Annotated in this window: 18 protein-coding genes; 17 read left to right on the top strand and 1 reads right to left on the bottom strand. The window is 65.4% G+C overall.

Going from position 1 to position 16,658, the window contains the following annotated elements; all coding sequences use genetic code 11:
• Positions 1–6: 6 nt before the first annotated feature.
• From F6B93_RS06125 to F6B93_RS06090, 8 genes are read left to right on the top strand one after another with little or no spacing between them, the layout of a single operon-like run.
• Positions 7–900, top strand: a complete 894-nt coding sequence (locus tag F6B93_RS06125) for a hydroxymethylglutaryl-CoA lyase (protein ID WP_211699302.1) — start codon at positions 7–9, stop codon at positions 898–900.
• Positions 900–1,544, top strand: coding sequence for a TetR/AcrR family transcriptional regulator (locus F6B93_RS06120; protein WP_211698299.1), 645 nt, complete (start codon positions 900–902; stop codon positions 1,542–1,544). Before F6B93_RS06125 ends, F6B93_RS06120 begins: the two co-directional genes overlap by 1 nt.
• Before the next feature lie 11 nt (positions 1,545–1,555).
• Positions 1,556–2,794 carry an acyl-CoA dehydrogenase family protein gene (locus F6B93_RS06115; RefSeq protein WP_211698298.1) on the top strand — a complete coding sequence of 413 codons (1,239 nt, stop codon included), beginning with the start codon at positions 1,556–1,558 and terminating at the stop codon, positions 2,792–2,794.
• Positions 2,791–3,771 (top strand): phosphotransferase family protein, encoded by a 981-nt coding sequence (locus F6B93_RS06110; RefSeq protein ID WP_246541017.1) that lies wholly within the window; start codon positions 2,791–2,793, stop codon positions 3,769–3,771. The genes F6B93_RS06115 and F6B93_RS06110 overlap by 4 nt, the downstream gene beginning before the upstream one ends.
• Complete coding sequence (locus F6B93_RS06105) at positions 3,768–4,106, top strand: DUF6285 domain-containing protein (RefSeq protein WP_211698297.1); 339 nt, start codon at positions 3,768–3,770, stop codon at positions 4,104–4,106. The genes F6B93_RS06110 and F6B93_RS06105 overlap by 4 nt, the downstream gene beginning before the upstream one ends.
• Before the next feature lie 11 nt (positions 4,107–4,117).
• Entirely contained in the window at positions 4,118–4,546 is a 429-nt protein-coding gene (locus F6B93_RS06100; RefSeq protein ID WP_211698296.1) for a nuclear transport factor 2 family protein, read from the top strand.
• A gap of 2 nt (positions 4,547–4,548) precedes the next feature.
• The gene (locus tag F6B93_RS06095; protein ID WP_211698295.1) at positions 4,549–5,085 is read left to right on the top strand and encodes a YceI family protein; all 537 of its coding nucleotides are present in this window, start codon (positions 4,549–4,551) and stop codon (positions 5,083–5,085) included.
• A 30-nt stretch (positions 5,086–5,115) separates the two neighbouring features.
• Positions 5,116–5,517, top strand: a complete 402-nt coding sequence (locus tag F6B93_RS06090) for an Rv3143 family two-component system response regulator (protein WP_211698294.1) — start codon at positions 5,116–5,118, stop codon at positions 5,515–5,517.
• 10 nt (positions 5,518–5,527) lie between these two features.
• Here F6B93_RS06090 and F6B93_RS06085 read toward each other — a convergent pair whose 3' ends face one another.
• Positions 5,528–6,832, bottom strand: coding sequence for a PPE family protein (locus F6B93_RS06085; protein WP_211698293.1), 1,305 nt, complete (start codon positions 6,830–6,832; stop codon positions 5,528–5,530).
• A gap of 399 nt (positions 6,833–7,231) precedes the next feature.
• Between F6B93_RS06085 and F6B93_RS06080 the strand changes: the two genes are divergently transcribed.
• From F6B93_RS06080 to nuoI, 9 genes are read left to right on the top strand one after another with little or no spacing between them, the layout of a single operon-like run.
• Positions 7,232–7,621 (top strand): NADH-quinone oxidoreductase subunit A, encoded by a 390-nt coding sequence (locus F6B93_RS06080; protein ID WP_211698292.1) that lies wholly within the window; start codon positions 7,232–7,234, stop codon positions 7,619–7,621.
• Positions 7,622–7,647: 26 nt separating this feature from the next.
• Complete coding sequence (locus tag F6B93_RS06075) at positions 7,648–8,202, top strand: NuoB/complex I 20 kDa subunit family protein (RefSeq protein WP_211698291.1); 555 nt, start codon at positions 7,648–7,650, stop codon at positions 8,200–8,202.
• Entirely contained in the window at positions 8,199–8,930 is a 732-nt protein-coding gene (locus tag F6B93_RS06070; RefSeq protein ID WP_211698290.1) for an NADH-quinone oxidoreductase subunit C, read from the top strand. Before F6B93_RS06075 ends, F6B93_RS06070 begins: the two co-directional genes overlap by 4 nt.
• Positions 8,930–10,261, top strand: coding sequence for an NADH dehydrogenase (quinone) subunit D (nuoD, locus tag F6B93_RS06065; protein ID WP_211699300.1), 1,332 nt, complete (start codon positions 8,930–8,932; stop codon positions 10,259–10,261). Before F6B93_RS06070 ends, nuoD begins: the two co-directional genes overlap by 1 nt.
• Complete coding sequence (gene nuoE / locus F6B93_RS06060) at positions 10,258–11,019, top strand: NADH-quinone oxidoreductase subunit NuoE (protein ID WP_211698289.1); 762 nt, start codon at positions 10,258–10,260, stop codon at positions 11,017–11,019. The genes nuoD and nuoE overlap by 4 nt, the downstream gene beginning before the upstream one ends.
• Positions 11,016–12,389 (top strand): NADH-quinone oxidoreductase subunit NuoF, encoded by a 1,374-nt coding sequence (gene nuoF, locus F6B93_RS06055; RefSeq protein ID WP_211698288.1) that lies wholly within the window; start codon positions 11,016–11,018, stop codon positions 12,387–12,389. The genes nuoE and nuoF overlap by 4 nt, the downstream gene beginning before the upstream one ends.
• A gap of 7 nt (positions 12,390–12,396) precedes the next feature.
• Positions 12,397–14,835: an NADH-quinone oxidoreductase subunit G gene (locus F6B93_RS06050; protein WP_211698287.1), complete on the top strand. Its 2,439-nt coding sequence runs from the start codon at positions 12,397–12,399 to the stop codon at positions 14,833–14,835.
• Positions 14,832–16,082, top strand: a complete 1,251-nt coding sequence (gene nuoH, locus F6B93_RS06045) for an NADH-quinone oxidoreductase subunit NuoH (RefSeq protein ID WP_211698286.1) — start codon at positions 14,832–14,834, stop codon at positions 16,080–16,082. The genes F6B93_RS06050 and nuoH overlap by 4 nt, the downstream gene beginning before the upstream one ends.
• The gene (gene nuoI / locus F6B93_RS06040) at positions 16,075–16,632 is read left to right on the top strand and encodes an NADH-quinone oxidoreductase subunit NuoI (RefSeq protein ID WP_281426138.1); all 558 of its coding nucleotides are present in this window, start codon (positions 16,075–16,077) and stop codon (positions 16,630–16,632) included. The genes nuoH and nuoI overlap by 8 nt, the downstream gene beginning before the upstream one ends.
• The last annotated feature ends 26 nt before the right edge of the window (positions 16,633–16,658 follow it).

Below are 16,658 nucleotides of genomic sequence, written 5' to 3'. Positions count from 1 at the left end.
CAGCCCTTGCCATGGGTCACGATCCGCGAGGTGGCGCTGCGCGACGGCCTGCAGATTGAGAAACCCATCCCACTGAAGGCCAAACTCGAACTGTTGGCGGCAATCGCCGCCACCGGAGTCCGCGAGGTGGAAGCCACGGCTTTCGTGTCACCATCGAAGGTCCCGTCGATGGCCGACGCCGCCGAACTCGCCGCGGAACTCAACTGCTACCCGGACATCGAATTCTCCGCGTTGATCGCCAGCCCGAATGGCGCACGACGCGCGGTCGCCGCGGGATTGAGGTCGATCGAATACGTCGTGGCGGCCAGCGACGAATTCAGTATGGCCAACGTTGGGCGCAGCACCGCCGCAGCCACCAACCACATCGGTGAGATCGTCGCCATCGCCCACGACAGCGACACGACGGTCGAGGTCATCGTCGCCACCGCATGGGACTGCCCCTTCGCGGGGCCCACCCCCCCACAGCTGGTCCTCGACCTCGCGGGCGCCGCCGTCGATGAGGGCGTGGACCGATTCTCGATCGCCGACACTATCGGCACCGCCGCCCCCGGGCGAGTGACTTCGCTGATCGCACAACTGCGCCCGGTAATCGGAGACATGCCGCTGGGCGGACACTTCCACAACACCCGCGGGACCGGCTTGGCCAGCGCCTACGCCGCCGTCGGCTCCGGCGTTACCCGGCTTGACGCATCGGTCGGCGGACTCGGCGGTTGCCCCTTTGCGCCGGGCGCGACGGGCAACATCGCTACCGAGGATCTGGTGTATCTGTTGACCGACAGCGGTTTTGACGTCGGCATCGACCTGCAGGCCACGACCGCCGCAGCCGAAGTAGCGCGATCCGTCGTCGGCCACGACTTGCCGGGCGCCCTGCTCCGCGCGGGGGACCGGATCCGCAACTGATGCCCGCCGCAGGAGCGCCGCAAGTGCTCAGTTCCAAAGGCCGCCAAACCCGCGAGGCCATCGAGCAAGCTGCGCGCAGGCTGTTCGCCGAGCACGGATTTCACGGGACCACCTTGGCCGATATCACGTCGGCCGCGGGCAAGTCGTCAGCAGTGTTCTATCGGTACTTCACCGACAAAGAAGATCTGCTGGCCGTGCTGGCCGAATCGTTTCTGCACGATGTGGTCACGCCGTCCGGATTGAGCCTCTCCCTGCCGGACTCGCCGGACGACGATGCGTTCTTCACCTCGGTGGTCACCGGCTACTGGAACATCTTCAAACAAAACATCGGCATCATGATCGCTGTCGCCCAGCTGGCCGCAACCCAGCGACGTTTCGCCGACGTCCAGAACGAGTTTCGGCGTTTCGGCATCGAAATCGTCGCCGCATCCGTGCGGCGTGCGCAAGAGCAGGGCTTCGGGTCACGACTCGATCCGGCTCACACTGCCGCCGCAATCGCCTTGCTATTCGAGAACTTCACAACAGTGTTCGGGGGAGCGTCAGGCATCGAGAGTCTCGGGATCGAGATCAGCGACGAGGACGCCATCAAGACCCTGGCAACGGTCTGGAAGAAAACCCTGTACGGCGAGCAAGGAGACCAGTAAGGAGATCAAACGTGGATTTCACTCTCCCAGAACACCTTCCGAGACTACTGACCGCGATGGACGAGTTCATCGAGGCCGAGATTGCGCCGCTGGAGCGAGAAAACATCCAATACTTCGACCATCGGCGAGAGCATGCCCGCACCGACTGGGAGAACGGCGGCATTCCATGCCGAGAATGGGAGGATCTGCTCGGCGAGATGCGCAGGCGCGCCGACAAAGCCGGCTGGCTGCGCTATGGGCTCCCCGCACAGTTCGGCGGCCGCGATGGAACCAATATCGACATGGCCGTCATCCGCGAACACCTGGCCCACAAGGGGCTCGGGCTGCACAACGACCTGCAGAACGAGTCGTCGATCGTCGGCAACTTCCCGCAGGTCATCATGATGGACCGGTTCGGCACCGAAGCGCAGAAGAAGGAATGGACCGAGGCCCTCATCACCGGCGAGCGGTCGATGGCTTTCGGATTGACCGAGCCGCATCACGGGTCGGACGCCACCTGGCTCGAAACCCGCGCCGAGGAATCCGGAGAAGGCTGGATCATCAACGGCGCCAAACGGTTCAACACTGGCGTGCATCGCGCCACGCATGACCTGGTGTTCGCCCGCACATCAGGTGAGCCCGGTCAAGCTCGGGGCATCACGGCGTTCCTGGTACCCACCAACACTCCCGGCTTCACAGTGCCCTACTACTGGTGGACGTTCAACATGCCGACCGACCACGGCGAAGTGGAACTCACCAACGTCGCCGTACCCGCGGACGCGGTGCTCGGCGAGGTCGACCGTGGCCTCGAGGTGGGTCAGACCTTCCTCCACGAAAACAGGATTCGCCAAGCCGCCAGCAGCCTGGGTGCCGCACAGCACTGCATCGACCGGGCTGTCGCCTACGCCACCGAACGCACGGTGTTCGGCAAGCCGCTGGCGGTGAACCAAGCCGTGCAGTGGCCGCTTGTCGAACTTCAGACGGAGGCTCAGATGGTGCGGCTGTTGGTGTACTACGCGGCGTCGCACCTGGACCGCGACCACCACATGGAAGTGTCGGACAAGGTGTCGATGGCGAATTACCGCGCGAATCGGCTGGTGTGCGAGGCGGCCGACCGCGCCATGCAGGTATTCGGCGGCGTGGGATACAGCCGTCACGAACCGTTCGAGCACATCTACCGCCATCACCGCCGCTACCGGATCACCGAAGGAGCGGAGGAGATTCAGATTCGCCGGGTTGCGCAGCGGCTGTTCAAGTTCGGCAAGAAGTGACCCAGCTACCCGACGGCGTGGCCGCCGTGCTGGCTCCCCGTCTCGGTACCCAGGTAGCAATCGACAACATGCGCATCCTCACCGGCGGAGCCAGCCGCAGCACGTGGGCGTTCGACGCCATCACCGGCGAAGGGCGCCGGGCGCTGATCCTGCGCATCGGACCGCCCGACGACGTACACGCCGGCATGGAACTGGAGGCGCGGGTGCAAGCGGCCGCCGCAGCGGCCGGAGCGCCGGTGCCGCCCATCCTGATCGCCGACGATTCGGATGCAGCACTCGGAAATCCGTTCTTGATCTGCGAACACATCGCTGGCGAAACAATCGTCCGGCGAATCCAGCGCCAACTGGACGAACCAGGTCGCGAGCGGTTGGTGCGCCGCTGCGCGCAGGCCCTGGCTGCCATCCACCGGGCCGAGTCGAACGATCCGGGCTTGGCCCAGGGGGACCAGCTCGCCGTCTGGCGGGAACGCCTAGATGCCATGGAAGACACCACCGCGACCTTCGAGTGGGCATTCCGCTGGCTGGCTAGACATCGCCCACCGTCGTCACCGGCGGTTCTCGTTCACGGCGACTACCGCATGGGAAACCTCATCATCGACGGATCCGGCAGTGCCCCCGTTCTGGCCGCCGTTCTGGACTGGGAACTCGTCCATGTGGGCGAGGCGTACGAAGACCTAGCCTGGTTCTGCATCCGAGCCTGGCGATTCGGTGCTCCGGCGAGCCGTGGCGCCGGGGGTCTGGGCAGTATCGACAGTTTCCTGCACGCGTACGAAGAAGCCAGCGCCACCGACGTTGATCGGGCGGCGTTTCATTGGTGGCTGGTACTGGCCACCTTGCGCTGGGGTGTCATCTGCCGCTACCAGGCACAGCGCCACTTAAGCGGGCAGGTCCGCTCGGTGGAGTTGGCAACGATCGGCCGCCGGGTATGCGAGACCGAATGGGATCTGCTGCAACTACTCGATAGGGGCGCGTCGTGAATGCCGAATACGGGCGTCCAACCGCGGCCGAACTCGTAGCCGCTGCCGCCGAGTTCCTGGAAGGCGATGTGCGGGAGGCGACCGGCGGACAGGTCAACTTTCATGCCAGGGTGGCGGCCAACGCGCTGCGCATTGTCGAGCGCGAACTCCTCGCTCCCGTCGAATCCGGGGTGCGAGCGGGCCTGGCCGGCCTGGGCTTCGCCGACGAGGCCGGCCTCGCCGCCGCTATCCGGGCTGGCGAACTCGACGGCCGCGACGACGAGCTCGTCTCCTGTATGCGCGCTCTGGTACGCCATCGGTTGGCGGTTGCTCATCCCGGATACGACGACGAATAGGAGCCAGTCTCGTGCCCCCTACCCCCGCAACCGCGGCCGAAGCCATCGTGGAGGTGGCCGACACACTGTTCACGGCCATCGAGAACGGCGACATCGCGGCGGTCGACCGATTGTGGAGCGACGACATCGCGGTGTGGCGGGTCGGCGCCGGCAAAGATGACGACAAGGCCCGCGCACTGCGGGTCATCGCATGGTTCACCTCCGCGACCACCGCGCGCCGCTATCAGCTTCTCGACCGCCGGGTCTTCGACGACGGCGCCAGTAGGGGCTTCGTACAACAACACGTGTTACGCGCGACCGGGCGCACCGGCCGACCGATCTCGATCCGAGTTTGTATCGTGATCAAGATCAACGCCGTGGGCCTGATCAATCGCATCGACGAATACTTCGACCCGGCCGAGCTCGCACCACTGCTCGAACGACCACAACAGACGAGGTGACGATGACAACGTTGGAGACGCTGCTGGGTGATCCCGATTCGGCAGGGGTGTGGAATCTGGTCCCAGATCGCTCGAGCGTGACGTTCAAGGTCAAGAACATGTGGGGCTTGCTCACCGTCAAGGGCGCGTTCACCGACTTCAGTGGCGACGGCCAGCTCACCGCCAAGGGCGCGGTGTTCGGCAGAGTCGACATCATGGTCGCGTCGCTGCGCACCGGCATCAACCGCCGCGACCAGCACCTACTTGCCGCCGATTTCTTCGATGCCGACCGATTTCCGCAGATGAGTGTTGTCGTGACCGCATTGGCGCCCACCTCCGGCAAGGCCGCCGACCTGCGGGCCGACTTCACCGTCAAAGGACAGAGCGCGCCAGTACCCTTGCCCGTGACAATCACCGACCTCGGTGACGGTGCGGTGCGCATATCTGGGGAAGCGCAACTCGATCGGTCCAGGTTCGGCCTGGGTTGGAACAAGCTCGGCGCAATCGGCGCGACGGCAACCGCGTCAGCCGACGTCGTCTTCGTGCGGGCGCCCCAGTAGGGTAGCGACGCCACCAGTACCATCTGCAGCGTGACCGCCTCCACACCTGCCCTGCGGATCCTCGTCTACAGCGACAACGTCCAGACCCGCGACGAGGTGATGCAGGCGTTGGGCAAGCGGCTACACCCGGACCTGCCGGCGTTGACCTACGTCGAAGTCGCAACCGGTCCGATGGTCGTGCGTCGGATGGATGAAGGAGGCATTGACCTTGCCATCCTCGACGGCGAGGCGACCCCGACCGGAGGCATGGGAATCGCCAAGCAGCTCAAAGACGAACTGGAGACGTGCCCGCCGATTGTGGTGCTAACCGGGCGCCCTGACGATGCTTGGCTGGCCAGCTGGTCACGAGCCGAAGCCGCGGTACCCCATCCCATCGACCCCATTGTGCTGGGACAGACGGTGCTCGGCCTCTTGCGCGCCCCGGCGCTGTAATCCTCGAAGATCAGCCGCCGCGAACCTGAATTCGCTCTTCTTGCGTGTCCCGGGGCCGCAACTCCCCCGTTGCCGCTTCCGGCCGCAAGGTCGGCGCTGCTGCCTCCGCCTCCGCGGGGGTCTCGGAAGCTTCCTGCGCTTCACTCTCTGGGCTAGTACCAGCTCGCGCGGAGCGCAGTGTCGACTGCGGGATTCCAGATCCCTTTCCGCGACTCGCCTGGACATTGAGCACTGGGGCTCCCTCCGCCGCCACTTCCGGAGTCGACGTTGACAGTACCGCTATCTGTGGAGCCGATGGCGCGACTTCCTGCGCCTCAGATTCCGGCGCTTCCACTTCCTGAGCCATGGAGTCCGGTGTTTCGGCTTGCTGAGTTGAAGCCTCGGCACTCGCGGCCCCAGCGTTCGCCTCACCGTTGCCAGGCTGACCACCACCCCCGGAACCGCTACGAGCGGCATTGGCCGCCAACATTGCGGCGCCCATAGGCGCCATCATGGCACCACCGCCCAAATGGGCACCGCCCATGCCGGCATCGCCCACGCCTGCATTGGCCGAGGTCGAACTTGCCGGCGCAACCCCCGCGCCAGCGCTCTCGCCGCCCGCAGTGGTGGCGTAGCTGGCGGCACCTCCGCTGCTTGCGCCGGCGCTGGCGGCACCGACTCCGCCCACAAGGCCGGCACCTCCGGCGCCCACGACCGCGCCGCCACCGACGGCGCCGCCGGTGGCGCCCTGAGCACCGCCGACGGCTGCAGAGTCGCCAGTGGCGCCGGCGCCGGCACCGGCCAGACCCGGGAATTTCTGCAGTACGCTCGACCACGGCACCACCTGCTGGGCTACCGCCGACGCTCCGGCGTAGTACCCCGACATCGCGGCCACATCCGCAGCCCACATCTCTTCGTACAGTGCCTCGGCCGCCGCTATCGCCGGCGCATTCTGACCGAACAGGTTCGACATCACCAGCTGCACGAAGGCGTTGCGGTTGGCCGACACCGCCTCCGGGAGCACCGTCGCGGCTTGGGCCGCCTCAAAGATGCTGGCCACCGAGCGCGCCTGCCCCGCCGCTCCGGCGGACTGAGCTGCCGCCGCGGTGAGCCAGCCCGCGTAGGGAGCGGCCGCGGCCGCCATCGCCATGGCTGCCGCGCCTTGCCATGCCTGACCCGCCAACCCGGACGTCACCGATGAGAACGATTGCGCCGCAATTCCCAACTCTTCGGCAAGGCCATCCCAGGCCGCAGCCGCCGACAACATGGGCGCGGTGCCCGCGCCAATGAACATTCGCAGGGAGTTAATCTCCGGCGGCAGCGATACAAAACTCACAGCTCGAATCCTCCCAGATCGTTTGTCGATTTCAAGCGGAGTTCGCGAAATACGTGGATTAGCCGATGGTGCCGACAGTAGCGAGACACCCTTGGCTTCTCCTGCGATTAACGAAACATTCATCGATGTGGCCCCGGGCGCCGTTGAACGGCGTTGACCTGCGCTGAACTGCGCTTCGTTGTGCTGTCCCGGCGGCACCCACGACTCGGGCCGGTATCGAATCGTGCGGTCGTCATCGAATACTGCGGGCGCCGCAAGGCCGACCCCGGACATGTGCGCCGGCCGCCCCGCGACTATGTTTAAGGTCACGGTGACGGCCCACAAGCCCGGTCCATCACAGCAGCCCAGTCAACCGCCCGGCCACGTGCCGGCGGCACGTACGACGCACCATGGAGCGAGTTGAACGTCTACATACCCATCCTGGTACTGGCGGCGGTGGCGGCCGCTTTCGCGGTGGTGTCGGTCGTGATCGCGAGCCTCGTCGGACCGTCGCGGTTCAACCGCTCAAAACTGGCCGCCTACGAATGCGGGATCGAACCCACCGACACTCCAGCCAGTACCGGGGCCAGCGGCGCCCCTGCGTCAAGCGGGCAGCGCTTCCCGATCAAGTACTACCTGACCGCAATGTTGTTCATCGTGTTCGACATCGAAATCGTGTTCCTCTACCCATGGGCCGTCAGCTACGACTCGTTGGGCACGTTCGCGCTGGTCGAAATGGCGATATTCATGCTGACGGTGTTCGTAGCTTATGCCTATGTGTGGCGCCGCGGAGGCCTGACGTGGGATTGAGGGCCGAAATGGGATTGAGGTAGGTCGTGGGCCTGGAAGAACAGCTGCCCGGCGGGATCCTGCTGTCGACAGTCGAAAAGGTAGCCGGCTACGTCCGGAAGAACTCACTGTGGCCGGCGACCTTCGGGCTCGCCTGCTGCGCAATCGAAATGATGGCGACCGCCGGGCCGAGATTCGACCTCGCGCGGTTCGGAATGGAGCGGTTCTCGGCGACGCCGCGACAAGCCGATCTGATGATCGTGGCCGGCCGGGTCAGTCAGAAGATGGCGCCGGTGCTGCGCCAGATCTACGACCAGATGGCCGAGCCGAAATGGGTTCTGGCCATGGGCGTGTGCGCATCGTCCGGCGGCATGTTCAACAACTACGCGATCGTCCAGGGCGTGGACCACGTCGTACCGGTCGACATCTACCTGCCCGGCTGCCCGCCGCGTCCCGAGATGCTGCTGTACGCAATTCTGAAGCTGCACGAGAAGATTCAGGAAATGCCGCTCGGCGTCAACCGGGAACGCGCCATCGCCGAAGCGGAAGAGGCGGCGCTGGGGGCCAGGCCCACGATCGAGATGCGCGGACTGCTGCGATGAGCCCGCCGGACCAGGATCCACGCGAGGCTGCCGGCGGTTCCGGCCCCGAGGTACCAGCGGCCGGCGGTGGCGAAATAGTCGACGTTCGCCGCGGCATGTTCGGAATCAGCGGCACCGGCGATACCTCGGGATACGGACGGTTGGTGCGCGAAGTCGTGCTCCCGGGCAGTAGTCCGCGGCCGTACGGCAGCTACTTCGACGACGTGGTCGATCAGCTCGCCGAGGCCCTCCGGCGCAGCGATATCGACGCCGACAGCGCGATTGAGAAAGTCGTGGTGGACCGCGACGAGCTGACCCTGCACGTCCGTCGGGATCTGCTGCCGCAGGTGGCCCAGCATCTGCGCGACGAACCGGAACTGCGTTTCGAACTGTGCCTCGGCGTCAACGGGGTGCACTACCCGCACGAGACCGAGCGGGAACTGCACGCCGTCTACCCATTGCAGTCGATCACCCATGGCCGCCGCCTGCGACTGGAAGTCTCGGCGCCCGACAGTGATCCGCACATTCCGTCGCTGTTTGCCGTCTACCCGACCAACGACTGGCACGAGCGCGAGACCTACGACTTCTTCGGGATCATTTTCGACGGCCATCCGTCGCTGACCCGAATCGAGATGCCCGACGATTGGCAGGGGCATCCGCAACGCAAGGACTACCCACTGGGCGGCGTTCCAGTGGAATACAAGGGCGCGCAGATACCCCCGCCCGACGAGCGGAGGGGCTACCAGTGATGGGCAAATCCACCGCGACGACGCAGGACGGGAGCGGCGCCGCCGAGACCCTTGTGGTTGCCGGCGGCCAAGACTGGGATGAGATCGTTGCGGCCGCGCGCGATGCGGACCCCGGTGAACGCATCGTGGTCAACATGGGACCCCAGCACCCCTCCACCCACGGGGTACTCCGGCTGATCCTCGAGATCGAGGGTGAAACGGTCATCGAGGCTCGATGCGGAATCGGCTATCTACACACCGGCATTGAGAAGAATCTCGAATACCGCTACTGGGCACAGGGCGTCACCTTCGTGACCCGGATGGATTACCTGTCCCCGTTCTTCAACGAAACTGCCTACTGCCTGGGCGTGGAAAAACTGCTCGGGATCACCGACGAGATACCCGAACGGGTCAACGTGATCCGGGTGATGATGATGGAGCTCAACCGGATCTCATCGCATCTGGTGGCATTAGCGACCGGCGGCATGGAGCTGGGTGCCATGACCCCGATGTTCGTTGGGTTCCGGGCACGAGAGATCATCCTGAAGCTGTTCGAATCCATCACCGGTTTGCGGATGAACAGCGCCTACATCCGACCCGGCGGGGTGGCTCAAGACCTACCCGACAATGCGGCCAGCGAGATCGCCGAAGCACTCAAGCAGTTGCGCCAACCGCTGCGCGAGATGGGCGACCTCCTCAACGAAAACGCCATCTGGAAGGCCCGCACCGAGGGTGTGGGCTACCTGGACTTGACCGGATGCATGGCCCTGGGCATCACCGGCCCGATTCTGCGGTCCACCGGATTGCCCCACGACCTGCGCAAGAGCGAGCCCTATTGCGGATACGAGAACTACGAGTTCGACGTGATCACCGATGATCGTTGTGATGCTTACGGGCGCTACATGATTCGCGTCAAGGAGATGTGGGAATCGGTGAAGATTGTGGAGCAGTGCCTGGACAAGTTGCGTCCGGGACCGGTCATGGTCTCCGACCGCAAAATCGCTTGGCCCGCCGATCTCGAAGTCGGCCCCGACGGAATGGGCAACTCCCCGGAGCACATCGCGAAAATCATGGGCGGCTCGATGGAAGCGTTGATTCACCACTTCAAGTTGGTTACCGAGGGAATTCGCGTTCCGCCGGGCCAGGTCTACGTGTCGGTGGAATCACCACGAGGTGAGCTCGGCGTGCACATGGTCAGCGACGGCGGTACCCGCCCCTACCGGGTGCACTACCGGGACCCGTCCTTCACCAACCTGCAGTCGGTTGCCGCGATGTGCGAAGGCTCGATGGTCGCCGATTTGATCGCCGCGGTCGCCAGCATCGACCCGGTGATGGGCGGGGTGGACCGATGACGCAGGCGCCCGACGGTCAGCCGGTATTCCTCCAGCTCGGGCCGCCACCCGAAGAGCCCGGGCAATTCCAGGTCGACGGTGCCCCGCAGTCGTATTCAGCAGACGTGCAGGCGCGGCTGGAAGTCGACGCCAAGGAGATCATCGCCCGGTATCCCAACGAGCGTTCAGCACTCTTGCCGTTGTTGCACCTGGTTCAGGCCGAGGACTCCTACCTGACCCCGGCGGGCCTGACATTCTGCGCTGACCAGTTGGGCCTGACCGGCGCCGAGGTGTCCGCGGTGGCCAGCTTCTACACCATGTACCGCCGCGAACCCACCGGTGAGTACCTGGTCGGTGTGTGCACCAACACGCTGTGCGCGGTGATGGGCGGCGATGCCATATTCGAGGCGCTCAAAGACCACCTGGGCGTCGGGCACGACGAGACCACGGCCGACAGGGCGATCACCTTACAACATATTGAATGCAACGCTGCCTGCGATTTCGCGCCGGTGGTGATGGTCAACTGGGAGTTCTTCGACAACCAGACCCCCGAGTCGGCCCGGGAGCTGGTCGACTCCTTGCGCTCCGGCACACCGCAAGCGCCTACCCGGGGCGCTCCGCTGTGCGCCTTCCGGGAAACGTCCCGCATTCTGGCGGGCCAACCCGACCAGCGTCGTGACGAAGGCCAAGGCGGAGCCGGTGCGGCCACGCTGGCCGGTTTGCGGGTGGCGCAAGAAAACGACATGCAAGCCCCCCCAGGGCCGGAAGGCCGTCCATGACCACAACGTCGGGGACCACAACGTCCAGCGCCCAGGCAACGCCGCTGACACCGGTGATCAGCCGCTACTGGGACGATCCCGAATCGTGGACACTGGCGACCTACCAACGCCACGGCGGCTATCAGGCCATGACGAAGGCCCTGGCCATGGATCCCGACGACGTCATCGGAACCGTCAAGGACTCGGGACTGCGCGGACGCGGTGGCGCCGGCTTCTCCACCGGAACCAAGTGGTCGTTCATCCCGCAAGGCGCCACTGGGGCCGCCGCGAAGCCGCACTATCTCGTGGTCAACGCCGACGAATCCGAACCCGGTACGTGCAAAGACATCCCGCTGATGTTGGCGACGCCGCATGTGCTCATCGAGGGCATCATCATTGCCGCCTACGCAATCCGGGCCAACCATGCGTTTATCTACGTGCGTGGTGAAGTGCTGCCGGTGCTGCGGCGGCTGCAGAACGCGGTGGCCGAGGCCTACGCCGCTGGCTTCCTCGGCCGCGATGTCGCCGGTTCCGGCTTCAGCCTGGAGCTTGTCGTACATGCCGGCGCCGGCGCCTACATCTGTGGCGAAGAGACCGCACTGCTCGATTCGCTGGAAGGCCGGCGCGGCCAGCCACGGCTGCGCCCACCGTTTCCCGCGGTGTCGGGCCTCTACGGCTGCCCCACGGTGATCAACAACGTCGAAACGATCGCCAGCGTCCCGTCGATCGTGCTCAACGGCATCGACTGGTTCCGCTCGATGGGCAGCGAGAAATCGCCTGGATTCACCCTCTACTCGCTGTCCGGGCACGTGACCCGCCCCGGCCAATACGAGGCGCCGCTGGGAATCACGTTGCGGGAGTTGCTCGACTACGCCGGCGGGGTGCGAGCGGGGCAACGGCTGAAGTTTTGGACGCCCGGCGGGTCCTCAACACCACTGCTTACCGCCGAACATTTGGACGTACCGCTGGACTACGAGGGTGTCGGTGCGGCCGGCTCGATGCTGGGGACCAAGGCGCTGGAGATCTTCGACGACACCACCTGCGTCGTCCGCGCGGTACGGCGCTGGACCGAGTTCTACAAGCACGAATCATGCGGCAAGTGCACCCCGTGCCGGGAAGGCACCTTCTGGCTGGACAAGATCTACGAGCGGCTGGAAACCGGAGCGGGCACGCCCGAGGATCTCGACAAATTGTCCGACATTTCCGACTCCATCTTGGGAAAGTCGTTCTGCGCGTTGGGTGATGGAGCCGCGAGCCCGGTGATGTCGTCGCTCGAATACTTCCGCGACGAGTATCTGGCTCACATCGACGGTGGCGGGTGCCCGTTCGACCCACGAGACTCCATGCTGAAGCCCAGCGGAACCAACAGAAACCCGACGGAAAGGGTGTGACCCCCAGATGACAAGCCTTTCTGGTGCGGCCAACACCCACACCGGCGACGAAGTGAGCCCACCCGAAATGGTGACGCTGTCGATCGACGGTAGCCAGATCAGTGTTCCGAAGGGAACATTGGTGATTCGCGCGGCCGAGCTGATGGGCATCCAGATCCCGCGGTTCTGTGACCACCCGCTGCTCGACCCGGTCGGGGCATGCCGGCAATGTCTGGTCGAGGTGGAGGGACAACGCAAACCGCTGGCATCGTGCACCACCGTCGCCACCGACGACATGGTGGTGCGTACCCAGTTGACCTCCGAGGCCGCGGACAAAGCCCAGCACGGCGTGATGGAATTGCTGCTGATCAATCATCCGCTGGACTGCCCCATGTGCGACAAGGGCGGCGAATGCCCGCTGCAAAACCAGGCAATGTCCAACGGCCGGGCCGATTCCCGCTTTACCGACGTCAAACGCACGTTTGCCAAACCGATCAATATCTCGTCACAGGTGCTGCTCGACCGCGAACGTTGCATCCTGTGCGCCCGCTGCACGCGGTTCTCCGAGCAGATCGCTGGCGATCCCTTCATCGACATGCAGGAGCGCGGCGCCCTCCAACAGGTCGGCATTTACGCGACCGAACCGTTCGACTCCTACTTCTCCGGCAACACGGTGCAGATCTGCCCGGTAGGCGCACTGACCGGAACCGCCTACCGATTCCGAGCCCGCCCATTCGATCTCGTCTCCAGCCCCAGCGTGTGCGAGCACTGTGCGTCGGGGTGTGCCCAGCGCACCGACCACCGCCGCGGCAAGGTGCTGCGCCGGCTGGCCGGCGACGATCCGGAAGTCAACGAAGAATGGAACTGCGATAAGGGCCGGTGGGCCTTCACCTACGCCACCGCTCCCGACGTGATCACCACTCCCCTCATCCGCGATGAGGACGGTTCTCTTATGCCGGCGTCGTGGTCGCACGCGATGGTCGCGGCCGCCCAGGGCCTCGAGGCGGCCCGCGGCAACACGGGAGTGCTGGTGGGCGGGCGCGCCACCGTGGAAGACGCCTACGCCTACACCAAGTTTGCGCGAATCGCCCTGGACACCAACGATATCGACTTCCGAGCCCGTCCACACTCGGCCGAGGAAACCGACTTTCTGGCGTCCCGCGTCGCGGGGCGGCCAGTGACTGTCAGCTACGCCGACCTGGAGTCGGCGCCGGTCGTGTTGCTGGTCGGGTTCGAGCCCGAAGACGAGTCGCCGATTGTGTTCCTGCGACTGCGCAAGGCCGCCCGCAAACACGGTGTTCCGGTGTACGCGATCGCGCCGTTCGCCACGCGCGCCTTGGAGAAGATGTCCGGCCGGTTACTCAAAACCACTCCCGGCCATGAGGCTTCGGCGCTGGACGGGCTGGCCACCGGTGAGCTAGGCGATCTGCTGGCCACGCCGGGAGCGGTGATCATGGTCGGTGAACGCTTGGCCACCGTCACGGGAGGCTTGTCCGCCGCCGCCCGGCTCGCCGACACCACCGGTGCCCGGCTGGCCTGGGTGCCACGGCGCGCTGGAGAGCGCGCGGCGTTGGAAGCCGGAGCCCTGCCCACGCTGTTGCCCGGTGGTCGACCACTCGCCGATGAGGCGGCGCGCTCGCAGGTCTGCGCGGCGTGGCACGTCACCGAACTGCCGGGCGCGGCCGGACGAGACGCGGACGGCATGCTGGCCGCCGCCACCGCCGGGACACTGGGCGCGCTGGTCGTCGGCGGTGTCGAGCCCGCCGACTTCGCCGACCCGAACGCGGTGCTGGCCGCGGTGGACGCCGCCGGCTTCGTCGTCAGCCTCGAGCTGCGCCACAGCGCCGTCACCGAACGTGCCGACGTGGTGTTCCCTGTCGCACCAACGACGCAGAAGTCCGGCGCCTTCGTCAACTGGGAGGGCCGCTACCGAGCGTTCGAACCCGCGCTGCACGGCACTACCCAGCAAGCCGGACAGGCGGACCATCGGGTGCTCGACGCGCTAGCCGACGAAATGGGCGTCCATCTGGGAGTGCCGACCGTCGAAGCCGCGCGGGAGGAGCTGGTCGGGCTGGGTATCTGGGACGGCAAGCACGCCGCCAGCCCGCACGTCAGCACCACCGAATCGAAAAGCCAGTCCACCCAACCGGGGTCGGGCGAAGCCGTGTTGACCGGCTGGCGAATGTTGCTCGACGCCGGCCGGCTGCAGGACGGTGAACCGCATCTAGCCGGTACGGCGCGCACACCCGTGGTGCGCTTGTCTGCCGACACGGCGGCCGAGATCGGCGCCGCCGGCGGCGATTCGGTCACGGTCAGCACGTCACGCGGATCGATTACGCTGCCGCTGACCGTCACCGACATGCCGGATCGCGTGGTGTGGCTCCCACTGAACTCGCCGGGTTCGGCGGTGCACCAGCAATTGGGCGTCACCCTCGGCAGCATTGTGCGGATCGGAGTAGGAACATGACCCTCACCGCCTTCGGTCACGACCCCTGGTGGCTCGTGGTGGCCAAGGTACTGGCCGTATTCGTGTTTCTCATGCTGACGGTGTTGGTGGCGATCCTGGCCGAGCGCAAGCTGCTGGGCCGGATGCAGCTGCGGCCCGGCCCCAACCGCGTGGGACCCAAAGGCGCCCTGCAGAGTTTGGCTGATGGCATCAAGCTGGCACTCAAAGAAAGCATCACGCCCGGCGGCATCGATCGTGTCGTTTACTTTGTGGCACCGATCATCTCGGTGATTCCCGCGTTTACGGCGTTCGCAGTCATCCCGTTCGGCCCCGAAGTGTCGGTGTTCGGCCACCAGACGCCACTGCAGCTCACCGATCTGCCAGTGGCGGTCCTGTTCATCCTGGCGATGTCGGCGATCGGGGTCTACGGCATCGTGCTGGGCGGGTGGGCGTCGGGCTCGACATACCCGCTGTTGGGCGGGGTCCGCTCGACGGCGCAGGTCATCTCGTACGAGGTCGCCATGGGGCTCTCGTTCGCCGGGGTGTTTCTCTACGCCGGGACCATGTCGACGTCACAGATCGTGGCCGCACAGGACCGGGTTTGGTACATCTTCCTGTTGCTGCCGTCGTTCATGATCTACCTCATCTCCATGGTCGGTGAGACCAACCGGGCGCCATTCGATTTGCCCGAGGCCGAAGGCGAGCTGGTCGCCGGCTTCCACACCGAGTACTCGTCGCTGAAGTTCGCGATGTTCATGCTTGCCGAATACGTCAACATGACGACGGTCTCGGCGCTCGCGGCAACGATGTTCCTTGGCGGCTGGCACGCCCCGTGGCCGCTGAACATGTGGGCCGGGGCCAACACGGGCTGGTGGCCGCTGATCTGGTTCACCGCCAAGGTATGGGGCTTTCTGTTCATCTATTTCTGGCTCCGCGCCACGCTGCCCCGGCTGCGCTACGACCAGTTCATGGCGCTGGGCTGGAAGTTGCTCATCCCGGTCTCCCTGGTGTGGGTGATGATCGCGGCGATCATCCGCACACTGCGCAATCAGGGTTACCCGCATTGGACAGCGGCCCTGGTGATCAGCAGCCTCGTCGTTGCCGCGATGTTAGTGGCAACGCTGCGAAAGCCGTTCAGCTCGCCGGGTGCTCGCGCGGAAGCGCGGCAGGCTCGAGGGCTGCGCGCCGAGAAACCTGGCGGCGCGCAATCGGCCTTCCCGACACCGCCCCTGCCAGTCGGCGCCAGCAAGGAGAACGCCCGTGGCTAACTTCTTTTCCCGTTCGCTCGATGCAGTTGCCGGGTTCGGCGTGACGTTCGGGTCGATGTTCAAAAAGACCGTCACCGAGGAGTATCCCGAAGAGCCCGGTCCGGTAGCCCCGCGTTATCACGGTCGCCACCAACTCAACCGGTACCCGGACGGCCTGGAAAAATGCATCGGCTGCGAATTGTGCGCGTGGGCTTGTCCGGCCGATGCGATCTACGTCGAGGGCGCCGACAACACTGATGAGCAACGGTTTTCGCCGGGAGAACGCTACGGCCGCGTGTACCAGATCAACTACCTGCGGTGCATTGGTTGCGGTCTGTGCATCGAGGCCTGCCCAACACGGGCGCTGACGATGACCAACGACTACGAGATGGCCGACGACAACCGGGCGGACCTGATCTACGAAAAAGACCGGCTGCTGGCCCCGTTGTTGCCCGACATGACCGCGCCACCGCATCCGAGGGCGCCGGGAGCCACCGACAAGGATTACTACGAGGGCAACGTGACCGCTGATGGGTTGCGGGAGAACGAGAATGCCGGGGATTCCCGGTGATCGCAAACGTGGCCCACGACGTCATC

The sequence above is a fragment of the Mycobacterium spongiae genome (assembly GCF_018278905.1).
Classification (GTDB): domain Bacteria; phylum Actinomycetota; class Actinomycetes; order Mycobacteriales; family Mycobacteriaceae; genus Mycobacterium; species Mycobacterium spongiae.
This window is presented reverse-complemented; position numbering and strand designations above follow the sequence as displayed.